The sequence below is a fragment of the Kribbella sp. NPDC003505 genome (genome assembly GCF_040610875.1).
Classification (GTDB): domain Bacteria; phylum Actinomycetota; class Actinomycetes; order Propionibacteriales; family Kribbellaceae; genus Kribbella.
This window is the reverse complement of sequence record NZ_JBEXNA010000001.1, coordinates 504,491-528,242: the sequence shown is the minus strand read 5'-3', so window position 1 is coordinate 528,242 and position 23,752 is coordinate 504,491. Positions and strand designations below refer to the sequence as shown.

Below are 23,752 nucleotides of genomic sequence, written 5' to 3'. Positions count from 1 at the left end.
CCAGCCTGGAGGAACTTCGTGACCCGCAAACGACCGGCGATCGTCGTCGCCACCGCACTGATCGCCGCGTGTGCCGGCGTGCCGGTGCTGGTGAGCTCGGCGAACGCCAGCCAGCCGGCAGCGACGCCGGCCGACCCGGACGTCAAGCGCTCCGCTACCGGTTCGTACATCGTCCAGCTCGACGACTCCCCGGTCGCGGAGTACGACGGCGACATCGCCGGTCTCGCCGCGACCCGGGTCGTCCCGGGCGGCAAGCTGCTGAAGACGGCCGCGCCGGTCGTCGACTACGTCAAGCACCTTGCCACCGAGCGCATCGAGGTGCTCAAGGCCGTCCCGGGCGTCAAGAAGCTCTACGACTACAGCTATACGTACGCCGGGTTCTCCGCCGAGATGTCGTACGACGACGCGGTCAAGCTGGCCAAGTCGTCCGGTGTGAAGAGCGTGGAACCGAGCGAGATCCAGCACGCGGACACCGTCGACACGCCGCGCTTCCTCGGCCTGTCCGGCAAGGGCGGCGCCTGGCAGCAGGCGGGCGGGATCGACAAGGCCGGCGACGGCGTGATCATCGGCATGATCGACTCCGGGTTCGTCCCGGAGCGGGCGAGCTTCGCGCCGATGAAGACCACCGCGCAGTCCGACGCGCTGGTCGCGAAGAAGTGGAAGGGCACCTGCCAGGCCGGTGAGGAGGCGCCCGTCACCTGCAACAACAAGGTGATCGGCGCCCGGTACTTCGACAAGGGCATCGGCACCCGCCCGATCCCGGAGGAGTTCAAGTCGCCGCGCGACTACGGCGGCCACGGCACCCACACCGCCAGCACGGCGGCAGGCGACTACGGCGTCGAGATGAGCGTCCTGGGCCGCGACTACGGCAAGGGCTCCGGCATGGCGCCGCACGCCCGCCTGGCGATCTACAAGGCGCTGTGGGCGGTCGACGCGACCGGCGGCGGCAGCGGTACCGACGCCGACATCGTGGCCGCGATCGACGCCGCGGTCTCCGACGGCGTCGACGTCATCAACTACTCGATCTCCGGCAGCGGGTCGACGTACGTGAACGCGACCGGACTCGCCTTCCTGCGGGCGGCCAAGGCGGGCGTGTTCGTGGCGACCAGCGCCGGCAACACCGGTCCGGGCGACGCGACCGTCGGCAAGACCTACCCCTGGGTCACGTCGGTTGCCAACGGCACCCATGACCGCGACATCCAGACCACCGTGACGCTCGGGGACGGCAAGTCCTACACCGGCGCGGGCATCGGCTCCGGTACGCCGTCGGCGCCGGTGGTGCTGGCCAAGGACGCCGGCCTCGCGGGCGCCGACCCGACCAACCTCACGCTCTGCCAGGCGGGCACGCTCGACCCGGCGAGGGTGACGGGCAAGATCGTGGTCTGCGACCGCGGCGTGAACGCCCGCGTCGACAAGAGCCTGCAGGTGAAGAACGCCGGCGGTGTCGGCATGATCCTGCTGAACATCACCCCGGGCACGCTGGACGCCGACCTGCACTCGGTCCCGACCGTCCACCTGGACGACAAGGCCGCGCCCGCGGTGAAGGCGTACGTCAGCGGCACCGCGAACCCGACCGCCACCATCGGTCCGGGTACGCCCGTTCGCGTCAACGCGCCGAAGGTCGCCGCTTCCTCCAGCCGCGGTCCGTCCCCGGCCGGCAACGGTGACCTGCTCAAGCCGGACATCATGGCGCCCGGCACGAACGTCCTGGCCGCGACGACCGCGTTCAGCGCGGCCGGCGGCGAGTACGCGTTCATGAGCGGTACGTCGATGTCGACGCCGCACATCGCCGGTATCGCGGCCGTGCTGAAGAGCAAGCACCCGACCTGGTCCCCGATGGCGATCAAGTCCGCGCTGATGACGACTGCCACCGACAAGGACGCCAGCGGCAAGCCGATCCAGAACGACTCCGGCTCGCAGGCGAACCCGTTCGGGTACGGCGCGGGGCAGGTGCAGCCGAAGCTCGGGATGGACCCGGGCCTGGTCTACGACTCGACGTACACCGACTGGACGAAGTTCGTCTGCGGCTCCGGGCAGGTGCCGAGCACGCACGAGCTGTGCGCGAACGGCAAGATCGACCTGAGCGACCTCAACTACCCGACGATCGCGATCGGTGACCTGGCCGGCAAGCAGACCGTGAACCGGACCGTGACGAACGTCGGCAGCGTCCCGGAGGTCTACTTCCCGAAGGTCGAAGGCCTGACCGGGCTCAAGGTGACCGTGACGCCGCGGATCCTCGTCACGCTCCCGGGCCGCAGCACGACGTACAAGGTCACCATCGAGAACAACGGCGCGCCGCTCGAGCAGTACTCGTTCGGCCGGCTGGTCTGGAAGTCGGCGGAGCACTCCGTGGCCAGCACGCTGGCGATCAAGCCGCTGACAGTCAAGGCGCCGGTCCAGGTCAACGGCACCGGCACCGCCGGCTCTGCGCAGGTCCCGGTCACGGCCGGGTACACCGGGACGCTCGAGACCACCGCGGTCGGTCTGACGCCGGCGACGGTCAACGAGGCGGCGTTGAAGAACCCGGGTGGTGTGTCGTTCCCGACGACCGCGCCGAAGGTCAACGACCACGTCGCCAAGTTCACGGTCAACGTCCCGGCGGGTACGACGTACGCCAGATTCTCCACGTTCGACGCGGACTACCCGGCAGGCACTGACCTGGACGTGTTCGTCTACAAGGCTGGTACGACGACCCTGCTCGGCAGCAGCACCGGGGGCTCCGCCGAGGAGCAGGTGAGCATTCCGCAGCCCGCAGGCGGCCAGGTGGATGTGTATGTCGACCTGTACGCCGGGGCGAACGAGCAGCAGGTGAAACTCGACCACTGGGAGCTGCAGAAGGCCGAGGGCAACCTGACGGCCACACCGGCCAGCCAGCCGGTCACGGTCGCCGGTCAGACGAACGTGACGGCCAGTTGGACCGGCCTGACCGCTGGTACCAGGTACCTGGGTCAGCTGCGCTTCACGGACGGGGCCAACGGCTCCGGCTCCACACTGGTCCGCGTGGACAGCTGAACGACCAGGGCGGCCCGGCAACGACCGGGCCGCCCTGAGCTTTCTTACGGCGTATGCAACTGCAGGCCGTTCGCGTCCTTCACCAGGAGCTTGCAGTCGCCGGAGGTGACGTCGCAGCGGAACAGCTGCTGCAGAGCCTTGCCGCCCTCCCCGGCACCCCCGTCGGTGAGGGTCAGCAGATAGCTGCCGTTCTCGAAGGTCGGCAGCGGCAGCGTGTCCCACATCTTGTTCGGCAGCTTGAGCTTGGTGACCCGCCCGGTGTTGACGTCGATCGCCTCCGACCGCTGGCTGTGGATCATCGTCCGGCCGTCGGGTGACAGCACCGGGTAGAGCTGTTCCGGGCCCTGGTCGCAGTACTGCTGCTGCAGCTTGAAACCGTCGTCGCGCAGCGCGCCTGCCTTCAGACAGCGTTTCCCGTCGACCTTCGCCGACAGTACGACGGTGCCCGCCGCGGGCGGAATCGCCGCCGCCCCGTCGAATCCGGGAACGGACACTGTTCGCTGCTGACCCGTGGCCGGCTGCCAGACGACCAGCCCGGCCTTGCCCCGGCCCATCCACAGCCCGTCCTGGTTCCAGCCCAGCATGTCCGGCTGTCCGGGCGCTGCGGGCAGCTGTGCGACTTGCTTCCCGGTCGTGATGTCGAAGACGAGCACCTGGCCTCGCGTGTTGGACAGGTAGTGGAACAGTGCCACTTGCTTGCGATCCGGAGACAGCACCTGACCACCCGATCGAGGTGGGCCAATGGTCCGGAAGGTCCCCTCCGGCGTCAGGATTCCGACTTGGAACCTGCCCACACCGGGCATCAGGCTGCCCAGCCAGCCGCCGCCGGCGACGCGCCCGAGGAAGTAGCCGTCGGCGCCCTTGGGAATCCGTACCACCTGCTTGCCGTCGTGCAGCGCGTCGTCCGTGTCCACCGTGTAAGGCACCTCCGGTGCGGTAGCCGGCACCGGCGGCCCCGGCGGCCGTGCAGGCTCGGTGTCGTCGCCGGAGCGAGTCAGCAACGCGGCCGCCAGGACGACGACCAGGACGACCGCGGCAGCGGCCGCGAGGAACGGCCAGTGGCGGCGATGCCGGGGGCCGTCCAGGCCAGGGCCCTCGGCGTCGGAGGGGATCGTGGCGGCCTGCGCCTGCAGGTAGTCGCGCAGGCGCGTCTCGGTGTCGGTCATCGGAGTTCCTCGAGGCGTTCGGTCAGGACGGCGAGGCCGCGCGACGACGTGGCACGGGCGGACGACTCGCTGATCCCGAGAATCTGGGCGATCTCGGCGAACGCGAGATCCAGGTAGTACCGCAGTACGAGGACCTCACGCGTGCGCCGCGGCAGTCCTTGGAGCGCCTGCTGCTACGGTTCACCACCGCCGTACGCAGGTACCCCAGGGCCGCATCGGGCCCGCGCAGGGGCCAGCGCCGGTACAGCTCGGCAAAAGCCTCCTGTACGACGTCCTCCGCCGCCTGCCGGTCGTCCACCATCAACACGGCCAGCCGGACCAGCCCGACCCAGTGCTGCTGGTAAAGCTCCGACACGGCCGCCTGCGCAGGTGCCGAGCGTCCGATGCTCACCACGTGATTCGCCACACCCCTGAAGACGCGTGGCGATCAGAAACGCTGCATCCGTTCCCGCACCCAGTCGAGGTGGACGATCGCCTGCTCGCGCTGCCACTCCCTGATGGTGGGCAGCCCCGGGGGCGCGGGCTGCGCCGCGCCCCACCACTGGCCACCGGCGATGGCCGCGATGAATCCGGTGATCGCCTCGTCGTCCGGCAGCGCCGGCAGGTCCACCGAGCCCCGCATGTCCGCGTGCAGGATCACCGTGTCGGTCCAGCGGGGCGCCAGAGCCGGGTGCGCCCAGTCGATGAACACCACCCGGTCGTCGGTCAGGATGAGGTTGTCCGCGCGCAGGTCCCAGTGCGACAGCGCCTTGCCCTCGGCCAGCACCCGCATCGCGGACCGGGACAGCTCCGCGAACTCCTCCACCCGGCCGTCCATCCACTCCGGTACGGCGAGACCGTCGGCCAGCACGTTCTCCCAGCGGCTCAGGAAGTCATGACTCCGTACGGCGGCCACCGGTGCGTCCGGCCACGGTGACGGGTCCAGGGCGTCGGTCAGCTCGTCCAGGGCGTCCAGTACGCGATCCGCGTCGGCCTGTTCCCACGGGTGGGCGGGCAGCCGGCCCTCGATGTCCTCGAAGAGCAGCCCGACCCAGTCGCCGTCGTCGTACACGTCGTACAGCAGGGGCGTCATCGGCAGCGGGCCGATGGCCTGCACGGCGGTGATCTCCAGGCGGAACAGCTCCGGCGTCTTCGGGTTCAGCGGCGTACCGACGGCCTTCAGGAAGGCTCTGCGGCCGGAGGCGGTGACCAGGCGGGCGGCGACGCCGGGGGAGAAGCCGCCCTGCTGCGTGACGGCCGTCACCACGGCCGAGCCGAGCGAACGCTCCACCCAGGCCCGCACGGCGGCGGGCAGCTTCTCGAACGGCAACCGGACCCCAGCAGCATGCGCCATGCGTCACCACGCTAGCGGCCCGGTGGCGGTGGTGCCTCGGGGATTTTCGAATCCGCTGGACCCGCATGGGATGATTGACCGGATATTCAGGTACCACGAGACGAGAACTGGATCCCCTCCGTGCCAGCTGGCCCCACGAACGTGCCGCAGCCGGGTCGCACCGACCCGTCGCTGATCCGGAACTTCTGCATCATCGCCCACATCGACCACGGCAAGTCGACGCTGGCCGATCGGATGCTGCAGATCACCGGAGTGGTCGACGACCGCTCGATGCGGGCGCAGTACCTCGACCGGATGGACATCGAGCGTGAGCGCGGCATCACGATCAAGTCGCAGGCGGTCCGGCTGCCGTTCACGCCGGGCCCGGACTCCCCGGGCGGCCTGCTCGCCCCGGACGGCACGACGTACATCCTGAACATGATCGACACGCCGGGCCACGTCGACTTCACCTACGAGGTCTCCCGGTCGCTCGAGGCCTGCGAGGGGGCCGTCCTGCTGGTGGACGCCGCGCAGGGCATCGAGGCCCAGACCCTGGCGAACCTGTACCTCGCGCTGAACGCCGACCTGCACATCATCCCGGTGCTGAACAAGATCGACCTGCCGAGCGCGCAGCCGGAGAAGTACGCCGCTGAGCTGGCGAACATCATCGGCTGCGACCCGTCCGACGTGCTCAAGGTGTCGGCGAAGACCGGCGAGGGCGTCGAGGACCTGCTGAGCGAGATCGTCGCGCAGATCGACCCGCCGAAGGGCGTGAAGGACGCGCCGCCGCGGGCCTTGATCTTCGACTCCGTCTACGACACGTACCGCGGCGTGGTCACCTACGTCCGGGTGGTCGACGGCGAGCTGACGCACCGGGACCGGATCAAGATGATGTCGACCGGCGCGGTGCACGAGATGCTCGAGGTCGGGGTGATCTCCCCGGAGCCGGTGAAGACGCAGAGTATCGGCGTTGGCGAGGTCGGTTACCTGATCACCGGGGTGAAGGACGTCCGCCAGTCCCGCGTCGGTGACACCGTCACCTCGAACGTCAACGGCGCGACCCAGGCCCTCGGCGGCTACAAGCACCCGCAGCCGATGGTGTACGCCGGTCTGTACCCGATCGACGGCGACGACTACCCGACGCTGCGCGACGCGCTCGACAAGCTCCAGCTGAACGACGCCGCCCTGCAGTACGAGCCGGAGACCTCCGGCGCGCTCGGGTTCGGGTTCCGCTGCGGCTTCCTCGGGCTGCTGCACATGGAGATCGTCCGCGAGCGGCTCGAGCGCGAGTTCAACCTGGACCTGATCTCGACCGCGCCGAACGTGGTCTACCGGGTGGTGATGGAGGACGGGTCCGAGCACGTGGTCACGAACCCGAGCGAGTACCCCGACGGCAAGGTCGACGAGGTGTACGAGCCGGTCGTGAAGGCGACCATCCTGAGCCCGAGCGACTACATCGGCGCGATCATGGAGCTGTGCCAGACCAAGCGCGGGCAGCTGCAGGGCATGGACTACCTGTCCGAGGACCGCGTCGAGCTGCGCTACACGCTGCCGCTGGCGGAGATCGTGTTCGACTTCTTCGACCAGCTGAAGTCGAAGACCAAGGGCTACGCGTCGCTCGACTACGAGCCGACCGGCGAGCAGTCCGCGCAGCTGGTGAAGGTCGACATCCTGCTGCACGGCGAGACCGTGGACGCGTTCTCCGCGATCGTGCACCGCGACAGCGCCTACGGGTACGGCGTGGCGCTGGCCGGCAAGCTCAAGGAGCTGATCCCGCGGCAGCAGTTCGAGGTGCCGATCCAGGCCGCGATCGGGTCCCGGGTGATCGCCCGTGAGACGATCCGCGCGATCCGCAAGGACGTTCTGGCCAAGTGCTACGGCGGTGACATCACCCGGAAGCGCAAGCTGCTCGAGAAGCAGAAGGAAGGCAAGAAGCGGATGAAGATGGTCGGCCGCGTCGAGGTGCCCCAGGAGGCCTTCATCGCCGCCCTCCGGACTTCCGACGCTCCCGAGAAGGCAGGCAAGAAGTAGGTGCCGGTCGAGATTCCGGCCGGCCTGCTGGTCGTCGCTTCTCGTGGGCAAGACTGGGCCGACTGGCTCGATCGGCTGCCGCGGCTGGTCCGGGAGTTGCTCGACGAGTGGCGGTTGCAGGTCGACGGTACGGCGGCGTACGGCAATTGCGCCCTCGTCGTACCGGTGCTCGCCGACGGGCGTCGCGCCGTCCTCAAGGTGCAGTTCCCGCATTGGGAAGCCGAGACCGAGCACCTGGCGCTGCGCGACTGGGCCGGTCACGGCGCCGTCCAGCTGCTGCGCGCGGACCCGCGCCGGTTCGCGCTGCTGCTGGAGCGCCTGGAGTCCCGCGACCTGACGACGATCGACGCCCTGGACGCGTGCGAGATCGTTGGGCGGACCTACAAGCGGCTGCACGTCCCCGCAGGTCCGCAGTACCGGACCTTGTCCGGAGAGCTGCGCCGCTGGGTCGAGGGATTCCGTCAGTTGCCCGCGTCGGCGCCGGTGCCGCACCGGTACGTCGAGCAGGCGATCTCGCTCGCGGAGGACTTCGTCGCCGACCCCGCGACCGACGGGCGGCTGATCCATACCGATCTGCACTACGAGAACATGCTCGCGGCGGACCGGGAACCGTGGCTCGTCATCGACCCGAAACCGCTGTCGGGCGACCCGCACTTCGAGGTTGCGCCGCTGATCTGGAACCGCTGGGACGAGGTCGCCGCCGCCCGCGACCTGCGCTCCGCGGTGCAGCAACGGTTCTGGACCGCGGTCGACGCCGCCGGCTTCGACGAGGACCGCGCCCGCGCCTGGGTGATCGTCCGCCAGATGCTCAACGTCCTGTGGACCCTTCAGTCCACCTCGACCGACGAATCCCTGCCGCAGGACTGGCTGACCCGCAACATCGCCATCGTCAAAGCCGTCCAGGACTGATGCGCCCGCCGGGGGTGAGGTAGCAGACATTCGATTGTGGTTAGTAGTTACTACCTACTAACTTCGACGTCATGGCGACGCGGATGAGCGGGCGGGAGCGGCGGGTACAGATCCTCGGGATCGCCGAGGAGGAGTTCGCGGCCGCCGGGTTGTCCGGCGCCTCGACCGAGACGATCGCGCGCCGGGCCGGGATCACGCAGGCGTACGTGTTCCGGCTGTTCGGGACCAAGAAGCTGCTGTTCCTGGAGTGCGTGGACGCCGCGTTCGAGCGGATGCGGCTGGCGATGGTCGCGGCGGCCGGCGGGGCAAGCGGGATCGAGGCGCTGACGGCGATGGGGCACGAGTACAACGCCATGCTCGTCGACCGCACCACGCTGCTGCTGCAGTTGCAGGGCACGGCCGCGGCGGCCGCGGGCGACGGTGAGGTGCGGGACGCCGTGCGGGCGAGCTTCGCCCGGCTGTGGCAGTCCGTCGCCGACACCGCGCAGTTGGACCCGGTCACCGTGAAGGCGTTCCTCGCCTTCGGCATGCTGCTCAACACCAGCGCCGCCCTGGACCTCCCAGAGGTGGACGAGCCGTGGTCCCGCCAGGCGCGGACCCGTATCCAGCCCGGCTTGTTCACCCACATCACCACCGAGACCAACCGATGAGCACACAGGCGACGGCCAAGCCCCGGGTGCTGCCCACCTTCCTGGTCTGCGTCGGGCTCATCCTGTCCGTCGTGATCGGGAGCCTCGGCGCTCCGCTGATCACCGCGGTGGCCGAGCAGTACGACGTCCCGCTGGCAGCCGCGCAGTGGACGCTGACGATCGCCCTGCTGGCCGGAGCGGTCGCGACCCCGGTCCTCGGACGGCTCGGCTCCGGCCCGCGCCGGCGTGCCGTCATCCTGGCCATGCTGGGCGTCGAGGTCGTGGGAAGCCTGCTGACGGTGCTGCCGCTGCCCTTCGCGTTCCTGCTCGCCGGACGCGCGTTGCAGGGGTCCGGCCTCGGCCTGATCGTGTTGATGATGGCAGTTGCGCGTGACCACTTGGACGAGCCCCGGGCGGCACGAACGATCGCCTCGCTGTCGGTGGCCTCGACCGTCGGGATCGGCATCGGCTATCCGCTCTCGGGTCTGATCACGGACCTCGGCGGAGTCCGGGCCGCGTACGGTCTCGGCCTGGTCGTCACCGCGGCCGCTTTCGCGTCCGCCCTCTTCGTCGTACCGCAAGCACCGGACCGCCCGTCGGTCCGCCTCGACGTCCGCGGCGCGGTGCTGCTCGCGATCGCGCTCCCCGCGCTGCTCCTGGTGATCGGCGAGACCGCCCTGTGGCAGCGGCACGCTGCGCTCGCGCTGACGGTTCTGGCGGCCGCGCTCGCGGTGCTGGCCGGCTGGGCCTTCCTGGAGGCGCGAGTCGACAAGCCGTTGGTCGACGTACGCCTCCTGCGCCACCCGGCGATCGCGGCGGCCAACCTGGTGATGCTGATCGGCGGTGTCGGGATGTACCTGCTGTTCAGCCTGATCACCCGCTACGTGCAGACGCCGGCCGCGGCCGGGTACGGCTTCGGTCTCGACTCCTTCCAGGCCGGTCTGGTCCTCGTGCCGTTCTCGGTCCTCGGCTTCGTCGCCGGTCGTCTGGTGCCCGCCTGGCGGGATCGGCTCGGCCCGCGACTGTTGCTGACGGCAAGTACGGCGGTGGTGCTGGCGGCGTTCGTACTCTTCGCGGTCGCGCGCTCACACCTGGCCGGCCCGGTCGTTGCCATCGGCATCCTGGGATGCGGCGTCGGCGCGTTCTCGGCCGCCATGCCGGTCGTCATTCTCGCGGCGACGCCGTCCGGTGAAACGGCCAGCGCGATGAGCGTCAACGCGGTCGTGCGGAGCGTCGGCTTCTCCGCCGGCAGCGCGCTCGGCGGACTGATCCTGGCTGCACACACCACGGGCGTCTTCCCGAGGCAGTCCGGGTACGGCGCAGCGGCCTGGATCGGCGTCGCCGCCACGGCGGCGACGTTGCTGATCATCGCCGTACTGCCGCTGCAGCGTGGATAACCAGTGGAACCGTCCGCGTCCCGCGGGTGATGATGCCGGTATGCGGCTGCTGACGGTCAATGTGGTGGAGGAACTGATCCCGGGTCCCAAGGAGACGGGTTTCACCGCGATCGACAAGCGGCCGCAGTCCGGCCGGGTCCGCGTCGGCGAGCTCGGACTCGCCGGCGACCGGGTGTGCGACACCAAGAACCACGGCGGTCCCGACCAGGCCCTCTACGCGTACGCCGAGGAGGACGCGCGCTGGTGGGCGGCCGAGATCGGGCGCGACATCCCGACCGGCCTGTTCGGCGAGAACCTGCGCACCGAGGGAGTCGACATCAGCGGCGCGCTGCTCGGCGAGGTCTGGCGGATCGGCGCCGAGGTCGAGGTGACGGTCCGCGCGCCGCGCATCCCGTGCATCACCTTCCAGCACCGCATGCAGGAGCCGCACTGGGTCAAGCGGTTCCACCAGGCCGGCTGTCCCGGCGCGTACCTGAAGGTGCTGCGCGAAGGCACGATCGGCGCCGGCGACCCGATCGAGATCGTCAGCCGCCCCGACCACGAGGTCACGATCGCACGCATGTTCGCGCAGCAGGATGCCGCCAGGATGCAGCGCATGCTCGACTCCGGCGTCGACCTCATGGACGAGCTCCGCGACACGGCGCGCCGCGTCGCGGCCCGCGGGTGAGCGCGCCGAACGACCAGGGCAACGCGGTGCAGGGGTTGCTGCCGGCCCCTGGACCGTTGCGGCCGCTGGCCCTCGCGACCCTGCTGAGCCGGGTCGGGAACGGGCTGCTGATGACGGTCAGCGTGCTCTACTTCAACCGGATCGTCGGCTTGAGCATCGCCGAGGTCGGGCTCGGCCTTACCGTCGCGGGACTGTTCGGACTGCTGTCCGCCGTACCGCTGGGACATCTCGCGGATCGTCGCGACCCGCGGGGACTGTTCGTCGTCCTGAGCCTGACGGCGTGTGGCCTCTCCCTGACGTACCTGTTCGTCGACACGTTCTGGCAGTTCCTGGTCGTGAGCATCGTGCTGACGATGATCGACCGCGGCGCCGGTGCGGTCCGCGCGGCTCTGATCGCGGCGGTCACCACGGGCGCGGGTCGGGTCGCCGCCCGCGCGTACCTGCGGGCCGTCACGAACATCGGCATCATGGCCGGAGCGGGCGTCGGCGCGTTCGCGCTGCACTTCGACACCGGTACGGCGTACCGGCTGATGTTCGTGCTCGACGCCGTCCTGACCAGCATCGCGGCGTTCGTCGTCCTGGCGATCCCACGGGTCGCGCCGCAGCCGCACGACGCGGACGGCCCGGTCTGGATCGCGTTGCGCGACCGTGGGTACCTCGCCGTCGCCGCGCTGAACGCCGGCATGAGCATCCACTACGCCGTCCTCGACGTCGCGATCCCGCTCTGGGTGGTCGATCACACCGACGCGCCGCGCTGGACCGTCGCGCTGCTGCTGATCGTCAACACCGTGGTCGTAGCGCTCTTCCAGGTCCGATCGTCGCGCGGCGTCGCCGACCCGGCCACCGCGGCCCGGGCCACCCGGACCGCCGGATTGTTGCTCCTGGCCTCGATGGTGCTGATGGCCGGCGCGACCTGGGGGAACGCGGTGCTCGCGGTCGGCCTGCTCGCGGCCGGCGCGCTCGTGCAGGTGATCGGCGAGCTGCTGCAGTCGTCGGGTGCGTTCCTGCTGAGCTTCGACCTGGCGCCGGGGCACGCCCAAGGGCAGTACCAGGGTGTCTGGAACACCAGCATGTCGATCAGCACGATGCTCGCCCCGACCGTCCTCGCTCTGCTCCCGCTCGGCCTCGGCGTTCCCGGCTGGATCATCCTCGGCGTCTGGTTCGCGGTGATCGGAATCCTGTTCGTCCCGGTCGTCCGGTGGGCCGCGGACCGCCGGGTCGCGGTGGCCGCCTGAGATTCGCGCCCATCCGGAACTGCCTCGGCTCCGAAGTCCCTCCGACCGACGATGTGAGGAGAGGACTGATCATGAGACTTCGCCGCACCACGTTTGCTCTCGCAGCAGCGGCGACGCTGTCACTCGGTACTACGCTTCCGGCACACGCGGACCGAACCGTCCGGTTCACACTGGACGAGCTGAATCAGAGCGGATCACACGCGACGGCGACACTGACGTCGCGTGACGACGGCAGCTTGCATGTGAAGATCACCGGCTCCGGCTTCACGCCGAAGTCACCGCACGCGCAACACATCCACGGCTCGACCAGCGGGCACATGTTCACCTGTCCGCCTGCGAGTGCCGACAAGAACGGTGACGGACAGGTGTCCACGGAGGAGGGCCTGCCGCAGTACGGCGACGTCTTCGTCTCGCTCACCACCAAGGGCGACACCTCGAAGGCGAGCGGTTTGGCGGTTGACCGGATGCCGGTCGCCGACGCGGACGGCAACCTGAGCTACGAGCGCACCATCGCGGCGTCCGCGCTGCCCGCCGGGACCCTGGACAATCTGCAGCACCTGCACATCGTCCAGCACGGTTTGGATGCCAACGGCAACGGAAAGTACGACGCGGCGGCGCTCGGCGAGTCGGTGTTCGCGCGTTCGCTCGGCGTGAAGGGCATCCCGGAGGAGGCGACCAACCCCGCGACCTGCGGTGAGGTCGCGGCGATGGGCGGCGTCGAGACGGGGACCGGTAGCACGGCGGGTGTCGAGCACGCCGGACTGCTGGCGCTGGGCGGCATTGCGCTGCTCGGCGGCGCGACCGCGTTCCTGGCCCGGCGGCGGATCCGCGTCGAGGCTTGATCATGGCGCGCTCCGTGACGCCGTCGCGGCGGCGGTCGCGCGTGATCCTGGCGCTCGCCGGTGCTGTGCTGCTGGCTACCGGCGGGACCCTGCTCGCGGTGGCGGTGACGGCCCAACAGCCGTCACCGCCCGCGGCGGCGCCCGGTAGAACGCCCCCGAACCAGCCGTCCGTCACCCAGCCCTCCGTCACCCAGTCGCCCGTCACCCAGCCGCCCGCAAGCACCGCGACGAGGCCGAGGCATCGACTGCCACTGGCCCTGCCGGCCTCCGAGCCGGTCTCGATCGGCATCCCACGACTGAAGGTGAACTCGCCCCTCGAACAGTTGGAACTCGACGCGAACGGAGCGATGCAGGTCCCGAAGGACCCGGCCAAGGCCGGCTGGTTCACCCCGTCCCCGGCTCCGGGAGTGATCGGCCGATCGGTGATTGCCGGACACGTCACCTGGAACCACCGCCCGGCGGTCTTCTTCCGGCTCGCCGAGCTCCGGGCCGGCGACCGCATCGACGTACGGCGCCAGGACGGGCGGACCGCGGTGTTCACGGTCGAAAGCGTCGGCCAGTTCGCCAAGGACAAGTTCCCGACCGGCCAGGTGTACGGCGGATCGGATCACGCGGCGTTGCGCCTGATCACCTGCGGCGGCACGTACGACGAGGCGGCGCACCGCTACCTGGACAATGTCGTCGTGTCGGCGCGGCTCGCTCAGGGCTCGCGGTAGCCGAGGGCCGCGGAGATCTTGCGAGCGGCCTCGATCGCGGCGGGCGCCATCAGGGCGACCTGGGCGATCGACTGTTCGAGGGAGAGCGTGGAGATGCTGACCGCCGCGATCGCGGCGCCGGTGTGGTCGTGGATGACGGCCGCGACGCAGCGGATGCCCGGCTCGTTCTCCTCGTCGTCGAGCGCGTATCCGCGGGCCCTGGTCTGCGCGAGATCCGCCTTCAGCGCGGCGGCCGACGTATGCGTCAGCGGCGTCCGAGCAGGCAGGCCGGTCCGGGTGATGTGGACGTCGAGCGACTCGTCGTCCTTCTCCGCGAGCAGCGCCTTGCCGATGCCGGTGCAGTGCAGCCAGATCGCCTTGCCGACCCGCGACGGCATCCGGTACGGCTTCGGGCCGTCGAGGCGCGCGACGTAGATCGCCTCGTCACCGTTGAGCAGTCCGACGTGCACCGTGCAGCGCGTCTGCGCGACCAGGTCCGCGAGCACCGGACGGGCGACCGTGGCCAGGTCGACGTTCGTCAGCGCGTGCCCGGCCAGCCGGAGCGCCTTCGGGCCCGGGTGGTACGACCCGTCGCCGGCCTGGGCGACGAACTCGTGCTCGACGAGCGATGCCATGATCCGGTGCACGGTCGACTTGGCCAGGCCGGTCGCGTTCACGACGTCGGTGAACCGCGAGTGCTCCAGGACGGCGTCCAGCACCATCAACGTCTTGTCGATGGCCGAGGGCGAACTCATGTCGGACATCCTGCCACTCCTATCTCGCCAGCCATCCACCGTCGACGGCGAGCACCTGGCCGTTGACATAGTCCGCGGCCGCGGACGCAAGGAACACGGCGGCGCCGACGACGTCCTCGGGCCGTCCCCAGCGACCGGCCGGGATGCGTTGCCGGATCGCGGCCTCGCGGTCCGGATCCGCCCGCAACTCGGTGGTGTTGTCGGTGTCGATGTACCCGGGCGCGATCGCGTTCACCTGGACACCAGCCGGTCCCCACTCGTTGGCCAGGGCCCGGGTCAGCCCCGCCACTGCGTGCTTGCTGGCGGTGTAGGCCGGGACGGTGATCCCGCCCTGGAAGCTCAGCAGCGACGCGATCGTGACGATCTTCCCGGTCCGGCGCTCGGCCATCGCGGCCCCGATCGGCCGGGTCACCGCCCAGGTCGAGTTGAGGTTCACGTCGATCACGTGCTGCCAGTCCGCGGTCGTCGTCGCGGCCGCCGGCGCCCGCCGGATGGTGCCGGCGTTGTTGACCAGGATGTCGATCGTCCTGTTGTCGGCAATCTCTACTGCTGCTCGTTCCACCGCGGCCGGGTCGGCGAAGTCGGCGATCACCACGGACGCGTCGCCGCCGCCGTGTTGCTTGATCGCTTCCAGGGTGTCCTCGAGTGCGGCGTCGCGGGCCATCAGGATCAGCTCGGCGCCGGCCGCGGCGTACCCGGCCGCGATCGCCGCCCCGATCCCGCGCCGGGCTCCGGTGACGAGCGCCGTGCGTCCTTCGAGGCTGAAGGACGTCACCGCAGATCCCGGACGTCGACACCGTCCATGTCGCCGAACGCCTGGTTCTCGCCGGCCATCGCCCAGACGAAGCTGTACGACGCCGTGCCGCAGCCGGAGTGGATCGACCAGCTGGGGGAGATGATCGCCTGGCGGTCCGCGACCAGCAGGTGCCGGGTCTCCTCGGGCTCGCCGAGCAGGTGCACGATCCGCTCGGTCTCCGGGAGGCCGAAGTACAGGTAGCACTCGGTCCGGCGGTCGTGGGTGTGCGCGGGCATCGTGTTCCAGGTGCTGCCCGGGTGCAGGGTGGTCACGCCGAGCACGATCTGGCAGCTCTGCACGCCGTCCGCGTGGATGAACTGGTCGATCGTGCGGCGGTTCGCGGTCTGCTGGTCGCCGAGCTCGAGCCGGTTGCCCTCGCCCGGGTTCACCTGCGCGGTCGGGAACGCGGTGTGCGCCGGCGCCGAGAAGACGTAGAACGCGGACTCGGGTCCCTCGAAGACGACGTCGCGGACGCCGCGTCCGACGTACAGGCACGCGCCGGTGGCCAGCTCGTACTTGGTGCCGTCGGCGGTGACCGTGCCAGGCCCGCCGACGTTGACGATGCCGGCCTCGCGGCGCTCGAGGAAGAACTCGCTGCGGAGCTCGGGGTAGGTGTCGAGGATCAGCGGCCCGTGCGTCGGGCGGGCGCCGGCGAGCACGATCCGGTCGTGGTGGGTGAGCACCGCGGTGACGGCGCCGGGGACGAAGAGGTCGTCCACCAGGTAATGGCGGCGCAGTGCGGCCGTGTCGAAGCCGGGCAGCTGCTCGGGATGGGTGGCGTGCCTGGTCTGCAGAGTCACGGAACTAGGTTCTACTCCGCAGAACACCGTGTCAACGCTGGAACAGGGTCGGGAAAGGTTTCAAGTTCCGTCTCTTGACACCGGGTTCTGGTCAGTGGAACCTTCCAGTCACTCGCCCATCGCCCCTGGGAGGATCCCCGATGACCGCTGTGGACTGGTCGGTCCTGGTCGGCTATTTCGTGTTGATGGTGCTGATCGGGGTCTGGTCACGCACCAAGATCAAGACGGTCGTGGACTACTTCACGACCGGAGGCCGGATTCCCTGGTGGCTGTCCGGCATCTCGCACCACATGTCCGGCTACAGCGCGGTCATGTTCGTCGCGTTCGCGGCCGTCGCCTACACGTATGGCATCACCGTCTACGTCTGGTGGGCGATGACGATCGGCGTCGGTGTCGGCATCGGCGCGTTCCTGTTCGCGGCGCGGTGGAACCGGCTGCGGGCGAAACACGGGGTCGTGTCGCCGCTGGAGTACCTCGCGCGCCGCTACAACCTGCCGACGCAGCAGGCACTCGCGTACTCCGGGGCCGCGCTGAAGGTCGTCGACATCGCGTCGAAGTGGGTCGCGATCGCCGTTCTGCTGAACGGATTCACCGGTGTGCCGATCCGGTGGGGGATCCTGCTCACCGGTGTGGTGACGATGCTGTATGCCACGCTCGGCGGGCTGTGGGCCGACGTGCTCACCGACTTCGGGCAGTTCGTGATCCAGTTCGGGGCCGGTGTCGCGATGTTCGTCGGGGTGCTCGCGCACCTGGACGGCGTACCGACGTTGTGGACGATGTGGGACCAGTTGCCGGCCGGGCACGGCGACGCGCTGAACGGGCCCTACACGCCGATCTTCCTGATCGCGTTCCTGTTCATCAAGACGTTCGAGTACAACGGCGGCATGTGGAACCTGGCGCAGCGGTACATGGCCGCGCCGTCCGGTTCCGCGGCGAAGCGGTCGGCGCTGCTGTCGTCCGCGTTGTGGCTGGTCTGGCCGTTGATCCTGTTCGTCCCGATGTGCGCCGCGCCGCTGCTCGTGCATCCGGGCAAGGCCGAGCAGTCGTACGTCGCCTTGGCGCAACTGCTGCTGCCCAGCGGTCTGATCGGGCTGGTGCTGGCCGGGTTCTTCTCGCACACCATGGCGATGGTGGCCTCGGACGCGAACGCGATCTCGTCGGTGATCACGCGGGACCTGGCGCCGGTGCTGGTGCCGCGCGTGCGCCGGCTGACCGACTCCGCGACGCTGAAGATGGCGCGGATCGTCACGTTCACGTTCGTCACGGTGAGCATGCTGATCGCGATCGCGACCAACGGCGAGGGCGTGGTGCTGAAGATCGTGGTCGACCTGGTCGCCGCGACGATGGGGCCGATCGCGATCCCGCTGATGCTCGGGCTGCTGCCGTGGTTGCGGCGCAGCGGATCCCGCGCCGCGCTGGCTTCCTGGGCGATCGGGCTGTTCACCTGGACGATCGTGAAGTACGGCGTCGGCTCCACCGACACGACCCTGGTCGTCGCCTTGCCGCTGGCAACTTCTCTGGTGGTGTACGTCGGGCTCGGGCTGCTGCTGCCGGAGGGCCGCGCGGAGGTCGACGAGCTGGTCGACTCGCTGAACACCGACCCGGACGAGACCGACGAGGTCGCCGCTCGCCGGTCCGCGGCCCTGTCCTGAAATCTGAAACACTGTCCCACGACACGGAACTAGCCTCTAGGAGAACCGCCTCATGCCGAACATCACCGTCGAACTCCTCTCCGGCCGCACCCTCGACCAGCGCCGCGAGTTCGTCGCCGCGGTCACCGACTCCGCCATCGCCATCCTCGGCGCCAAGCGCGAATCGGTCCGCATCGTCTTCACCGAGATCGAGACGACCGACGTCGCCAACGGCGGCACGCTGGTCGCGGACGCCTGAGCCGCCGCCGTCCGGACCTCCAGCACTCACCGATCCCGCGCGGCGGGCGATCGGCCGGCCCGGCTGAGCGTGCGTCGGCCGGAACCGGGCCGGTTGGTGGGTGTCTGGGGTCCGCTGCGTGAAACCCGCAGGCGTCGGCGGCGCCGACCAACTACTGTCGGGCGCATGCGAGTAGGTGTTTTCGGTGCGACGGGTCAGGTCGGCGGCGTGATGCGGGAGTTGCTCGTCGAGCGCGGCTTCCCGGTGGACGAGGTGCGGTTCTTCGCGTCGGCGCGGTCGGCGGGGACGAAGCTGCCGTTCGGTGAGCGGGAGGTCGTCGTGGAGGACTCCGCGACGGCGGACTTCGCCGGGCTGGAGCTGGCGCTGTTCTCGAACGGGAAGACGGCGTCGAAGGAGCTCGCGCCGAAGGTGGCCGCGGCGGGCGCCGTCGTGGTGGACAACTCGTCCGGCTGGCGGATGGACCCGGACGTGCCGCTGGTCGTGTCTGAAGTCAACCCCGAGGACCTCGCCACGATCCCGAAGGGCATCGTCGCGAACCCGAACTGCACGACCATGGCCGCGATGCCGGTGCTGGCCCCGCTGCACCGCGAAGCCGGGCTGGCCCGTCTCGTCGTCTCGACCTACCAGGCCGTCTCCGGCTCCGGCGGCGTCGGCGTGAGCGAGCTCGAGGACCAGGCCCGCGATCTGGCGGCGGTCGGCGGCCGGCTCGCCCGCGGCACCGACGGGATCACGCTGCCCGAGCCCAAGGTGTACGCCGGGCCGATCGCCTTCAACGTGCTGCCGCTGGCCGGCTCGATCGTTGCCGACGGCACCGGTGAGACCGACGAAGAGCAGAAGCTCCGCAACGAGAGCCGCAAGATCCTGCACATCCCGGACCTGCCGGTGGCCGGCACCTGCGTCCGGGTGCCCGTCTTCACCGGCCACTCGCTCAGCATCCACGCCGAGTTCGCCGAGCCGATCACCCCGGAGCGCGCGACCGAGATCCTCGGCGCCGCGCCAGGTGTGGCCGTGACGGACCTGCCGACCCCGCTGCTCGCGGCCGGCCAGGACCCGTCGTACGTCGGCCGCATCCGCCAGGACCAGTCGGTGCCGGGCAACCGCGGGCTCGTCCTGTTCGTCTCGAACGACAACCTGCGCAAGGGCGCAGCCCTGAACGCGGTCCAGATCGCGGAGCTGCTCGCCGCGCGCTGACCCTGGGCGGGCCCTAGGATTGAACGCTCTGGCGAGGGAGGTGGCCAAGCTGGAGTTCCGGGTGCTGGGGCCGGTGGAGATCAGGACCTCCGGCGGCGACGTCGTCCCGTTGCCGTCGCGCCGGGGCGCGGTGCTGCTGGCCGCGCTCGTGCTGCGGGTGAACCGGACGGTGCCGGTCGACGAGCTCGTCGACCTGTTGTGGGACGAGGACGAGCTGCCGGGCAACCCGCGCTCCGCGCTGCAGGTGTACGTCTCCCGCTTGCGCGCCGTCCTCGGCGACACCGGCCGGTCCATGCTTCGCACCGGCGCCGGCGGCTACTCGCTGCACGTCGAGCCGGCGCAGGTCGACGTCGAGGTGTTCCGGACGTTGGTCCGCGGCGCCGCCGAGACCACCGATCCGGCCGACCGGGTGGAGCCGCTTGCGGCCGCGCTCGCGCTGTGGCGTGGCGAGCCGCTCGCGGGCCTCGACACCGGCACCGTGGCCCGGGAGCTGACCCCGCGCCTCGACGAGGAGCGCCTCCAGGCGCAGGAGCAGTATTTCGACGCGCGGCTGGCCGTCGGCGAGTCGGCTGATCTCGTCCCCGAGCTGACCGAGCTCGCCGAACGTCACCCGACCCGCGAGCGCTTCTGGGCGCAGCTGATCCGCGCCCACCAGGCCTCCGGCCGGACCGCGCTCGCGCTGGCGACGTACGGCGATGTGGCCGAGCGTCTTCGCGATCTGCTCGGCGCCGATCCCGGCCCCGAACTCAGAGACCTGCACGCCGAGCTGCTCAGCGCGACCGACAACGCAACGGAGACCAGCGTCGTGCCGCGGCAGCTGCCGGCGTCCATCCCCGCGTTCACCGGCCGCACCGACGACCTCCGGCGGCTCGACGAGCTGCTGCCGACCGCGAGCCTCGGCCTGGTCATCGGCCCGGCGGGCGTCGGCAAGACGTCGCTCGCGGTCCACTGGGCGCGGCAGGTCGCGGATCGCTTCCCCGACGGGGTCCTGTACGCCGACCTGCTCGGCTTCTCTCCCGTCGCGGAGCCGGCCGATCCGCACGCGGTCCTGTCCCGCTTCCTGGTCGCGCTCGGCACTGCACCCGATCGGCTGCCGGGGAACGTCGAGGAGCAGATCGCGTTGTATCGCAGCCTGCTGGCCGAGCGCGCGGTCCTGGTCGTCCTCGACAACGCCCGCTCCGGCGATCAGGTCCGTCCGCTGGCGACGGCCGGATCCCGGTGCCAGACCGTCGTCACCAGCCGCAACGAGCTGGCCGGCCTGGTCGCGACCGAGCAGGCCGAACCGATCCGGCTGGACGTGTTCGACCCGCTCCAGTCGAAGCAGTTGCTGGAGGCAAGGATCGGCGCGCGGCGGTTCGCGTCGGATCCGGCCAGTGTCGACGCGTTGGTGGAGCGCTGCGCCGGTCTGCCGCTGGCCCTGTCACTGCTCGCGGCGCAGATCGCGTTGCGGCCGCGCCGGGCGCTGGCGTCGTTCGTGAGCGCGCTCGGCGACGGTCCTCTGGACGCGTTGGCGACCGCGGACGGCGTCGGCGTACGGACGATCTTCTCCTGGTCGTACCGGCAGTTGCGGCCCGAGCTGGCCCGGATGTTCCGGCTGGTCACGCAGCATCCAGGCACCGAGATCACCCCCGGGGCGGCGGCCGCGCTGGCCGGCGTACCGGTGCGGGACGCCCGGCGGATGATCGCGGAGCTGGTGGCGAACCATCAGCTGATCGAGATCGAGCCGGATCGCTGGGTGCTGCACGACCTGCTGCGCGTCTACGGGCAGGAGTTGTGCGAGCCGGGGGAGGCGACGGAGGCCTTCGAGAGGCTGCTCCACTACCTCATGCACACCGGTTTCGCGGCCGCGGTGCTGCTCGCGCCGAGCCGGGTCCGGGTCGAGCTGCCGGAGCTTCCCGCGGACGTCGAGGTGGTCGCGCCGACGACCCGCGACGAGGCGTTCGCCTGGTTCGATTCCGAGCAGCCGAACAATCTGGCCGTCCTGCGGGCCGCGGCCGGGCGTGCCGACGTACTGCTGTGGCTGTGCGTCTGGACGATCGCGGACTACCTCGACTTCCGCGGCCGGTCCGGGTATCCGCAGGCGCAGCAGCTGGCGCTCGAGGCCGCGGTGCGGCTCGGCGATCTGCCCAAGCAGGCGCACACGCGACGCGATCTCGCCCGCGGGCACATGGCGATGCGGGAGTGGGACGAGGCGATCCGGCAGCACGAGCTGGCGCTCGGCATCGCGGAGGAGCTCGACGACGAGGCAGGCGTCGCGCACGGGTCACTCGGGCTCGGGCGGGTGTACACGCGGATCGGGGACCAGCGGCGCGCGATCGAGCACACCCAGCGGGCGCTGCGGATCTACGAGCGCACCGGTCATGTCGATGCGCGGGCCAATGCCCTCAACAACCTCGGCTGGTACCACTCCGAGCTCGGCGAGTACGAGGCCGGGCTCGACTACGCGCAGCAGTCCCTGAAGCTGTACGCCGAGGTCGACTCGGAGTTCGGCCGCGCCGTCGCCAGCGACACCAGCGGCTACGCGCTCGCCGGGCTCGGGCGATTCGACGAGGCGATCGCGTTGTACACGGTCGCGGTGGACATGCTGCGCGGGCTCGGCCGGCGGCTCGACACGGCGGACTGCCTGATGGCGATGGCGCGTGTCCAGGATCGCGCCGGCCGCGGCGACGGCGCCCGGGCCAGCTACGCCGCCGCCCTCGAGATCCTGGACGCGCTCGACCATCCGGATGCGGAGCTCGTCCGCAACTGCCTGGCTCAGCAGCGGTAGAAGTCCTTCGTGTACACGCCGTTCACCGCGGTCAGGGTGTGGTCGAAGCAGCCGTGCCCGATCGCCCGGTACCGCACGGTCTGGGTCCCGGTCGCGTGCCGCTGGTCCCGCGGTACGCCGTAGATCCAGGACGCGCGGCCGTCGTACGTCTCGGTGCTGGTCCGCGCCGGGGTGCGGATCGTGTCGTGGATCTTCAGGTCCGTGACCACGTCGTACCCGCCGGGGATCGTTGCGTTGGGCAAGAAGGTGAGGACGCCGTTCTTGCCGTAGTCGAGCTCGGTCCGCTCGACGCGCCCGTTGCTGATCGTGGTCGCGGTGTCCCGCCAGTCCGCGTCGAGCACGTCGCGGGACTCGCCCGCGTCCCACGTGTGCTTGGAGACGTTGCTGAGCGTGCGGCTCACGCTCGTCCGCACGCGGCCGGCCGAGGTGTCGACGTACCCGCTGATCGCGAGGCTGCGCGATGCCGTCGTGTCGACGGAGCCGGCCTGGTTGGGAGCGCCGGTCACGTCGTCGGTCTTCGCCAGCGGGCTGACGGCGTACGAGGTGAGGCTGCCGGTCGTCTGCGCGCGGTCCGCGTCAGTCCACACGTGCAGGTTCGGCACTGTGAACCAGCCGGACTGCCCGGCCGGTACGCCGTCGACGTGCACGCGGAACTCGTGCGGCTTGCCGTCGGTGAGCAGGCCTGCGAACGGGGTCAGGTCGTAGGTCAGCGGCTTGATGTCGAACGCGCGAGGCGCGGGGGAGGGGCGCCACGAATACGGGTTCGACCAGCCGCCGGTGTAGATGTACGGGTAGGGCAGCGCGATCCCCGCGAGTTTGCCGTCGATGCTCACGTCGACCTCGCGGTACGGCGATCCGTCGGGGCACGAGTATCCGGTCGCGGCCGGCGCGGACGTGTCCCAGAACTCCTCGCAGCCGCCGCCGGATCCGGTCACGTAGACCTCGCCGAGCAGGCGCGTCGTGCTGCGCGGCAAGGTCGCCGTACCGGTCAGGTCGGACTCCTCGCGGGCCTGGTTCTGCAGCGGGAGCACGGCGTTCGCGGTCGAGGCCGGCGGGGTATGGCGGTCGGCTGTGTAGAAGTCGAGCGTCACGGTGATGTCGAGGACGCCGGTGTAGGTGTCGTCGACGACGTTGCCGAGCTCCATGACGACGGGCTGCGGCGTCCGCAGGAGCGGGATGTACGCCGTGACGTCCTTCTCCACGTCCCAGGCGATACCGTCCGCGCTCGGCTCCGGGGTCGACGTACGGAAGACGCCGACACCGCCGATCGTGATGTGCCCGAGGCGGTCGTACTGGACGCCCTTCACGGCGCCGTGCATCCGCAGCACGACCTTCGACCACGGGCCCTGGCAAGCGGCCGGGGGTGTGTACGTCGCCCGGTACGGGTCGAAGTTGCGGAACTCGTTCCGGACGATCTGCACCTCGCAGTGCCTGGTGTCCGGGACGGCCACCGCCGGCGCGGGCGTCCGCGGGTCGTCGTAGTCCGAGCCGAACTCCGACGGCGGGGTCACCGCGTGGGCCGGAGCGCCCAGAGTGAGGAGAAGAACGGATAGTGAGACCAGAGCCACCGACCGTATGCGCATGTTGCGGAAACGTAATGGAGAAGGTGCAGGTGGGCAAGCGAGTGCCATGGTCAGGACGTGCGCCTTGCGAATACT

The 23,752-nt window shown here is 70.2% G+C and carries 20 protein-coding genes and 1 pseudogene; 13 read left to right on the top strand and 8 right to left on the bottom strand.

Annotated elements, in window-relative coordinates:
* Positions 1 to 18 precede the first annotated feature (18 nt).
* The gene (locus ABZX12_RS02385) at positions 19 to 3,012 is read left to right on the top strand and encodes a S8 family serine peptidase (protein WP_355689075.1); all 2,994 of its coding nucleotides are present in this window, start codon (positions 19 to 21) and stop codon (positions 3,010 to 3,012) included.
* Between the two features lie 44 nt (positions 3,013 to 3,056).
* Here ABZX12_RS02385 and ABZX12_RS02380 read toward each other — a convergent pair whose 3' ends face one another.
* The 4 genes and pseudogenes from ABZX12_RS02380 to ABZX12_RS02365 form a co-directional block, all read right to left on the bottom strand.
* The gene (locus tag ABZX12_RS02380) at positions 3,057 to 4,178 is read right to left on the bottom strand and encodes a hypothetical protein (protein WP_355689073.1); all 1,122 of its coding nucleotides are present in this window, start codon (positions 4,176 to 4,178) and stop codon (positions 3,057 to 3,059) included.
* The gene (locus ABZX12_RS02375; protein WP_355689720.1) at positions 4,175 to 4,291 is read right to left on the bottom strand and encodes a hypothetical protein; all 117 of its coding nucleotides are present in this window, start codon (positions 4,289 to 4,291) and stop codon (positions 4,175 to 4,177) included. The genes ABZX12_RS02380 and ABZX12_RS02375 overlap by 4 nt, the downstream gene beginning before the upstream one ends.
* Before the next feature lie 110 nt (positions 4,292 to 4,401).
* Positions 4,402 to 4,479: pseudogene (locus ABZX12_RS02370) on the bottom strand (SigE family RNA polymerase sigma factor); the annotation flags it as partial.
* Positions 4,480 to 4,605: 126 nt separating this feature from the next.
* Entirely contained in the window at positions 4,606 to 5,511 is a 906-nt protein-coding gene (locus tag ABZX12_RS02365; protein ID WP_355689072.1) for a hypothetical protein, read from the bottom strand.
* A gap of 120 nt (positions 5,512 to 5,631) precedes the next feature.
* Between ABZX12_RS02365 and lepA the strand changes: the two genes are divergently transcribed.
* The 8 genes from lepA (at position 5,632) to ABZX12_RS02325 (ending at position 13,916) form a co-directional block, all read left to right on the top strand.
* The gene (gene lepA, locus ABZX12_RS02360; protein ID WP_355689071.1) at positions 5,632 to 7,521 is read left to right on the top strand and encodes a translation elongation factor 4; all 1,890 of its coding nucleotides are present in this window, start codon (positions 5,632 to 5,634) and stop codon (positions 7,519 to 7,521) included.
* Positions 7,522 to 8,430 (top strand): aminoglycoside phosphotransferase family protein, encoded by a 909-nt coding sequence (locus ABZX12_RS02355; RefSeq protein ID WP_355689070.1) that lies wholly within the window; start codon positions 7,522 to 7,524, stop codon positions 8,428 to 8,430.
* A gap of 71 nt (positions 8,431 to 8,501) precedes the next feature.
* Positions 8,502 to 9,080 carry a TetR/AcrR family transcriptional regulator gene (locus ABZX12_RS02350; protein ID WP_355689069.1) on the top strand — a complete coding sequence of 193 codons (579 nt, stop codon included), beginning with the start codon at positions 8,502 to 8,504 and terminating at the stop codon, positions 9,078 to 9,080.
* Positions 9,077 to 10,456, top strand: coding sequence for an MFS transporter (locus ABZX12_RS02345; RefSeq protein WP_355689068.1), 1,380 nt, complete (start codon positions 9,077 to 9,079; stop codon positions 10,454 to 10,456). Before ABZX12_RS02350 ends, ABZX12_RS02345 begins: the two co-directional genes overlap by 4 nt.
* A 40-nt stretch (positions 10,457 to 10,496) precedes the next feature.
* Complete coding sequence (locus ABZX12_RS02340; RefSeq protein WP_355689066.1) at positions 10,497 to 11,123, top strand: MOSC domain-containing protein; 627 nt, start codon at positions 10,497 to 10,499, stop codon at positions 11,121 to 11,123.
* Positions 11,120 to 12,358: an MFS transporter gene (locus ABZX12_RS02335; protein WP_355689064.1), complete on the top strand. Its 1,239-nt coding sequence runs from the start codon at positions 11,120 to 11,122 to the stop codon at positions 12,356 to 12,358. Before ABZX12_RS02340 ends, ABZX12_RS02335 begins: the two co-directional genes overlap by 4 nt.
* Before the next feature lie 71 nt (positions 12,359 to 12,429).
* Positions 12,430 to 13,200, top strand: coding sequence for a hypothetical protein (locus tag ABZX12_RS02330; protein ID WP_355689062.1), 771 nt, complete (start codon positions 12,430 to 12,432; stop codon positions 13,198 to 13,200).
* A 2-nt stretch (positions 13,201 to 13,202) separates the two neighbouring features.
* A complete protein-coding gene (locus ABZX12_RS02325; RefSeq protein ID WP_355689061.1) occupies positions 13,203 to 13,916 on the top strand; it encodes a class F sortase in 714 nt (237 codons plus the stop codon).
* Here the strand turns inward: ABZX12_RS02325 and ABZX12_RS02320 are convergent.
* The 3 genes from ABZX12_RS02320 to kduI are packed head-to-tail and all read right to left on the bottom strand — an operon-like array spanning position 13,901 to position 16,246.
* Positions 13,901 to 14,650, bottom strand: coding sequence for an IclR family transcriptional regulator (locus tag ABZX12_RS02320; RefSeq protein WP_355689060.1), 750 nt, complete (start codon positions 14,648 to 14,650; stop codon positions 13,901 to 13,903). The genes ABZX12_RS02325 and ABZX12_RS02320 overlap by 16 nt on opposite strands.
* 19 nt (positions 14,651 to 14,669) lie before the next feature.
* Positions 14,670 to 15,425, bottom strand: a complete 756-nt coding sequence (locus tag ABZX12_RS02315) for an SDR family oxidoreductase (protein WP_355689059.1) — start codon at positions 15,423 to 15,425, stop codon at positions 14,670 to 14,672.
* The gene (gene kduI / locus ABZX12_RS02310) at positions 15,422 to 16,246 is read right to left on the bottom strand and encodes a 5-dehydro-4-deoxy-D-glucuronate isomerase (protein WP_355689057.1); all 825 of its coding nucleotides are present in this window, start codon (positions 16,244 to 16,246) and stop codon (positions 15,422 to 15,424) included. The genes ABZX12_RS02315 and kduI overlap by 4 nt, the downstream gene beginning before the upstream one ends.
* 140 nt (positions 16,247 to 16,386) lie before the next feature.
* Between kduI and ABZX12_RS02305 the strand changes: the two genes are divergently transcribed.
* The 4 genes from ABZX12_RS02305 to ABZX12_RS02290 all read left to right on the top strand — a co-directional run bounded on the left by ABZX12_RS02305 (position 16,387) and on the right by ABZX12_RS02290 (position 22,094).
* A complete protein-coding gene (locus ABZX12_RS02305; protein ID WP_355689055.1) occupies positions 16,387 to 17,898 on the top strand; it encodes a sodium:solute symporter family protein in 1,512 nt (503 codons plus the stop codon).
* Positions 17,899 to 17,950: 52 nt separating this feature from the next.
* Positions 17,951 to 18,136 (top strand): tautomerase family protein, encoded by a 186-nt coding sequence (locus ABZX12_RS02300; protein WP_355485809.1) that lies wholly within the window; start codon positions 17,951 to 17,953, stop codon positions 18,134 to 18,136.
* A 165-nt stretch (positions 18,137 to 18,301) separates the two neighbouring features.
* Entirely contained in the window at positions 18,302 to 19,327 is a 1,026-nt protein-coding gene (locus ABZX12_RS02295; RefSeq protein WP_355689053.1) for an aspartate-semialdehyde dehydrogenase, read from the top strand.
* 40 nt (positions 19,328 to 19,367) lie between these two features.
* On the top strand, positions 19,368 to 22,094 hold the full coding sequence (locus ABZX12_RS02290; RefSeq protein WP_355689051.1) for a BTAD domain-containing putative transcriptional regulator: 2,727 nt from the start codon (positions 19,368 to 19,370) through the stop codon (positions 22,092 to 22,094).
* Here ABZX12_RS02290 and ABZX12_RS02285 read toward each other — a convergent pair.
* Positions 22,082 to 23,677, bottom strand: a complete 1,596-nt coding sequence (locus ABZX12_RS02285) for a peptide-N4-asparagine amidase (RefSeq protein WP_355689050.1) — start codon at positions 23,675 to 23,677, stop codon at positions 22,082 to 22,084. The two genes, ABZX12_RS02290 and ABZX12_RS02285, sit on opposite strands and share 13 nt — an antisense overlap.
* Positions 23,678 to 23,752 lie beyond the last annotated feature (75 nt).

Coding starts and splice junctions, on each gene's coding strand:
- ABZX12_RS02325 (WP_355689061.1), top strand. CDS start 13,203: ATGGCGCGCTCCGTGACGCCGTCGCGGCGGCGGTCGCGCGTGATCCTG.
- ABZX12_RS02295 (WP_355689053.1), top strand. CDS start 18,302: ATGCGAGTAGGTGTTTTCGGTGCGACGGGTCAGGTCGGCGGCGTGATG.
- ABZX12_RS02380 (WP_355689073.1), bottom strand. CDS start 4,178: ATGACCGACACCGAGACGCGCCTGCGCGACTACCTGCAGGCGCAGGCC.
- ABZX12_RS02305 (WP_355689055.1), top strand. CDS start 16,387: ATGACCGCTGTGGACTGGTCGGTCCTGGTCGGCTATTTCGTGTTGATG.
- ABZX12_RS02345 (WP_355689068.1), top strand. CDS start 9,077: ATGAGCACACAGGCGACGGCCAAGCCCCGGGTGCTGCCCACCTTCCTG.
- ABZX12_RS02300 (WP_355485809.1), top strand. CDS start 17,951: ATGCCGAACATCACCGTCGAACTCCTCTCCGGCCGCACCCTCGACCAG.
- ABZX12_RS02330 (WP_355689062.1), top strand. CDS start 12,430: ATGAGACTTCGCCGCACCACGTTTGCTCTCGCAGCAGCGGCGACGCTG.
- ABZX12_RS02350 (WP_355689069.1), top strand. CDS start 8,502: ATGGCGACGCGGATGAGCGGGCGGGAGCGGCGGGTACAGATCCTCGGG.
- ABZX12_RS02365 (WP_355689072.1), bottom strand. CDS start 5,511: ATGGCGCATGCTGCTGGGGTCCGGTTGCCGTTCGAGAAGCTGCCCGCC.
- ABZX12_RS02320 (WP_355689060.1), bottom strand. CDS start 14,650: ATGAGTTCGCCCTCGGCCATCGACAAGACGTTGATGGTGCTGGACGCC.
- ABZX12_RS02340 (WP_355689066.1), top strand. CDS start 10,497: ATGCGGCTGCTGACGGTCAATGTGGTGGAGGAACTGATCCCGGGTCCC.
- ABZX12_RS02285 (WP_355689050.1), bottom strand. CDS start 23,677: ATGCGCATACGGTCGGTGGCTCTGGTCTCACTATCCGTTCTTCTCCTC.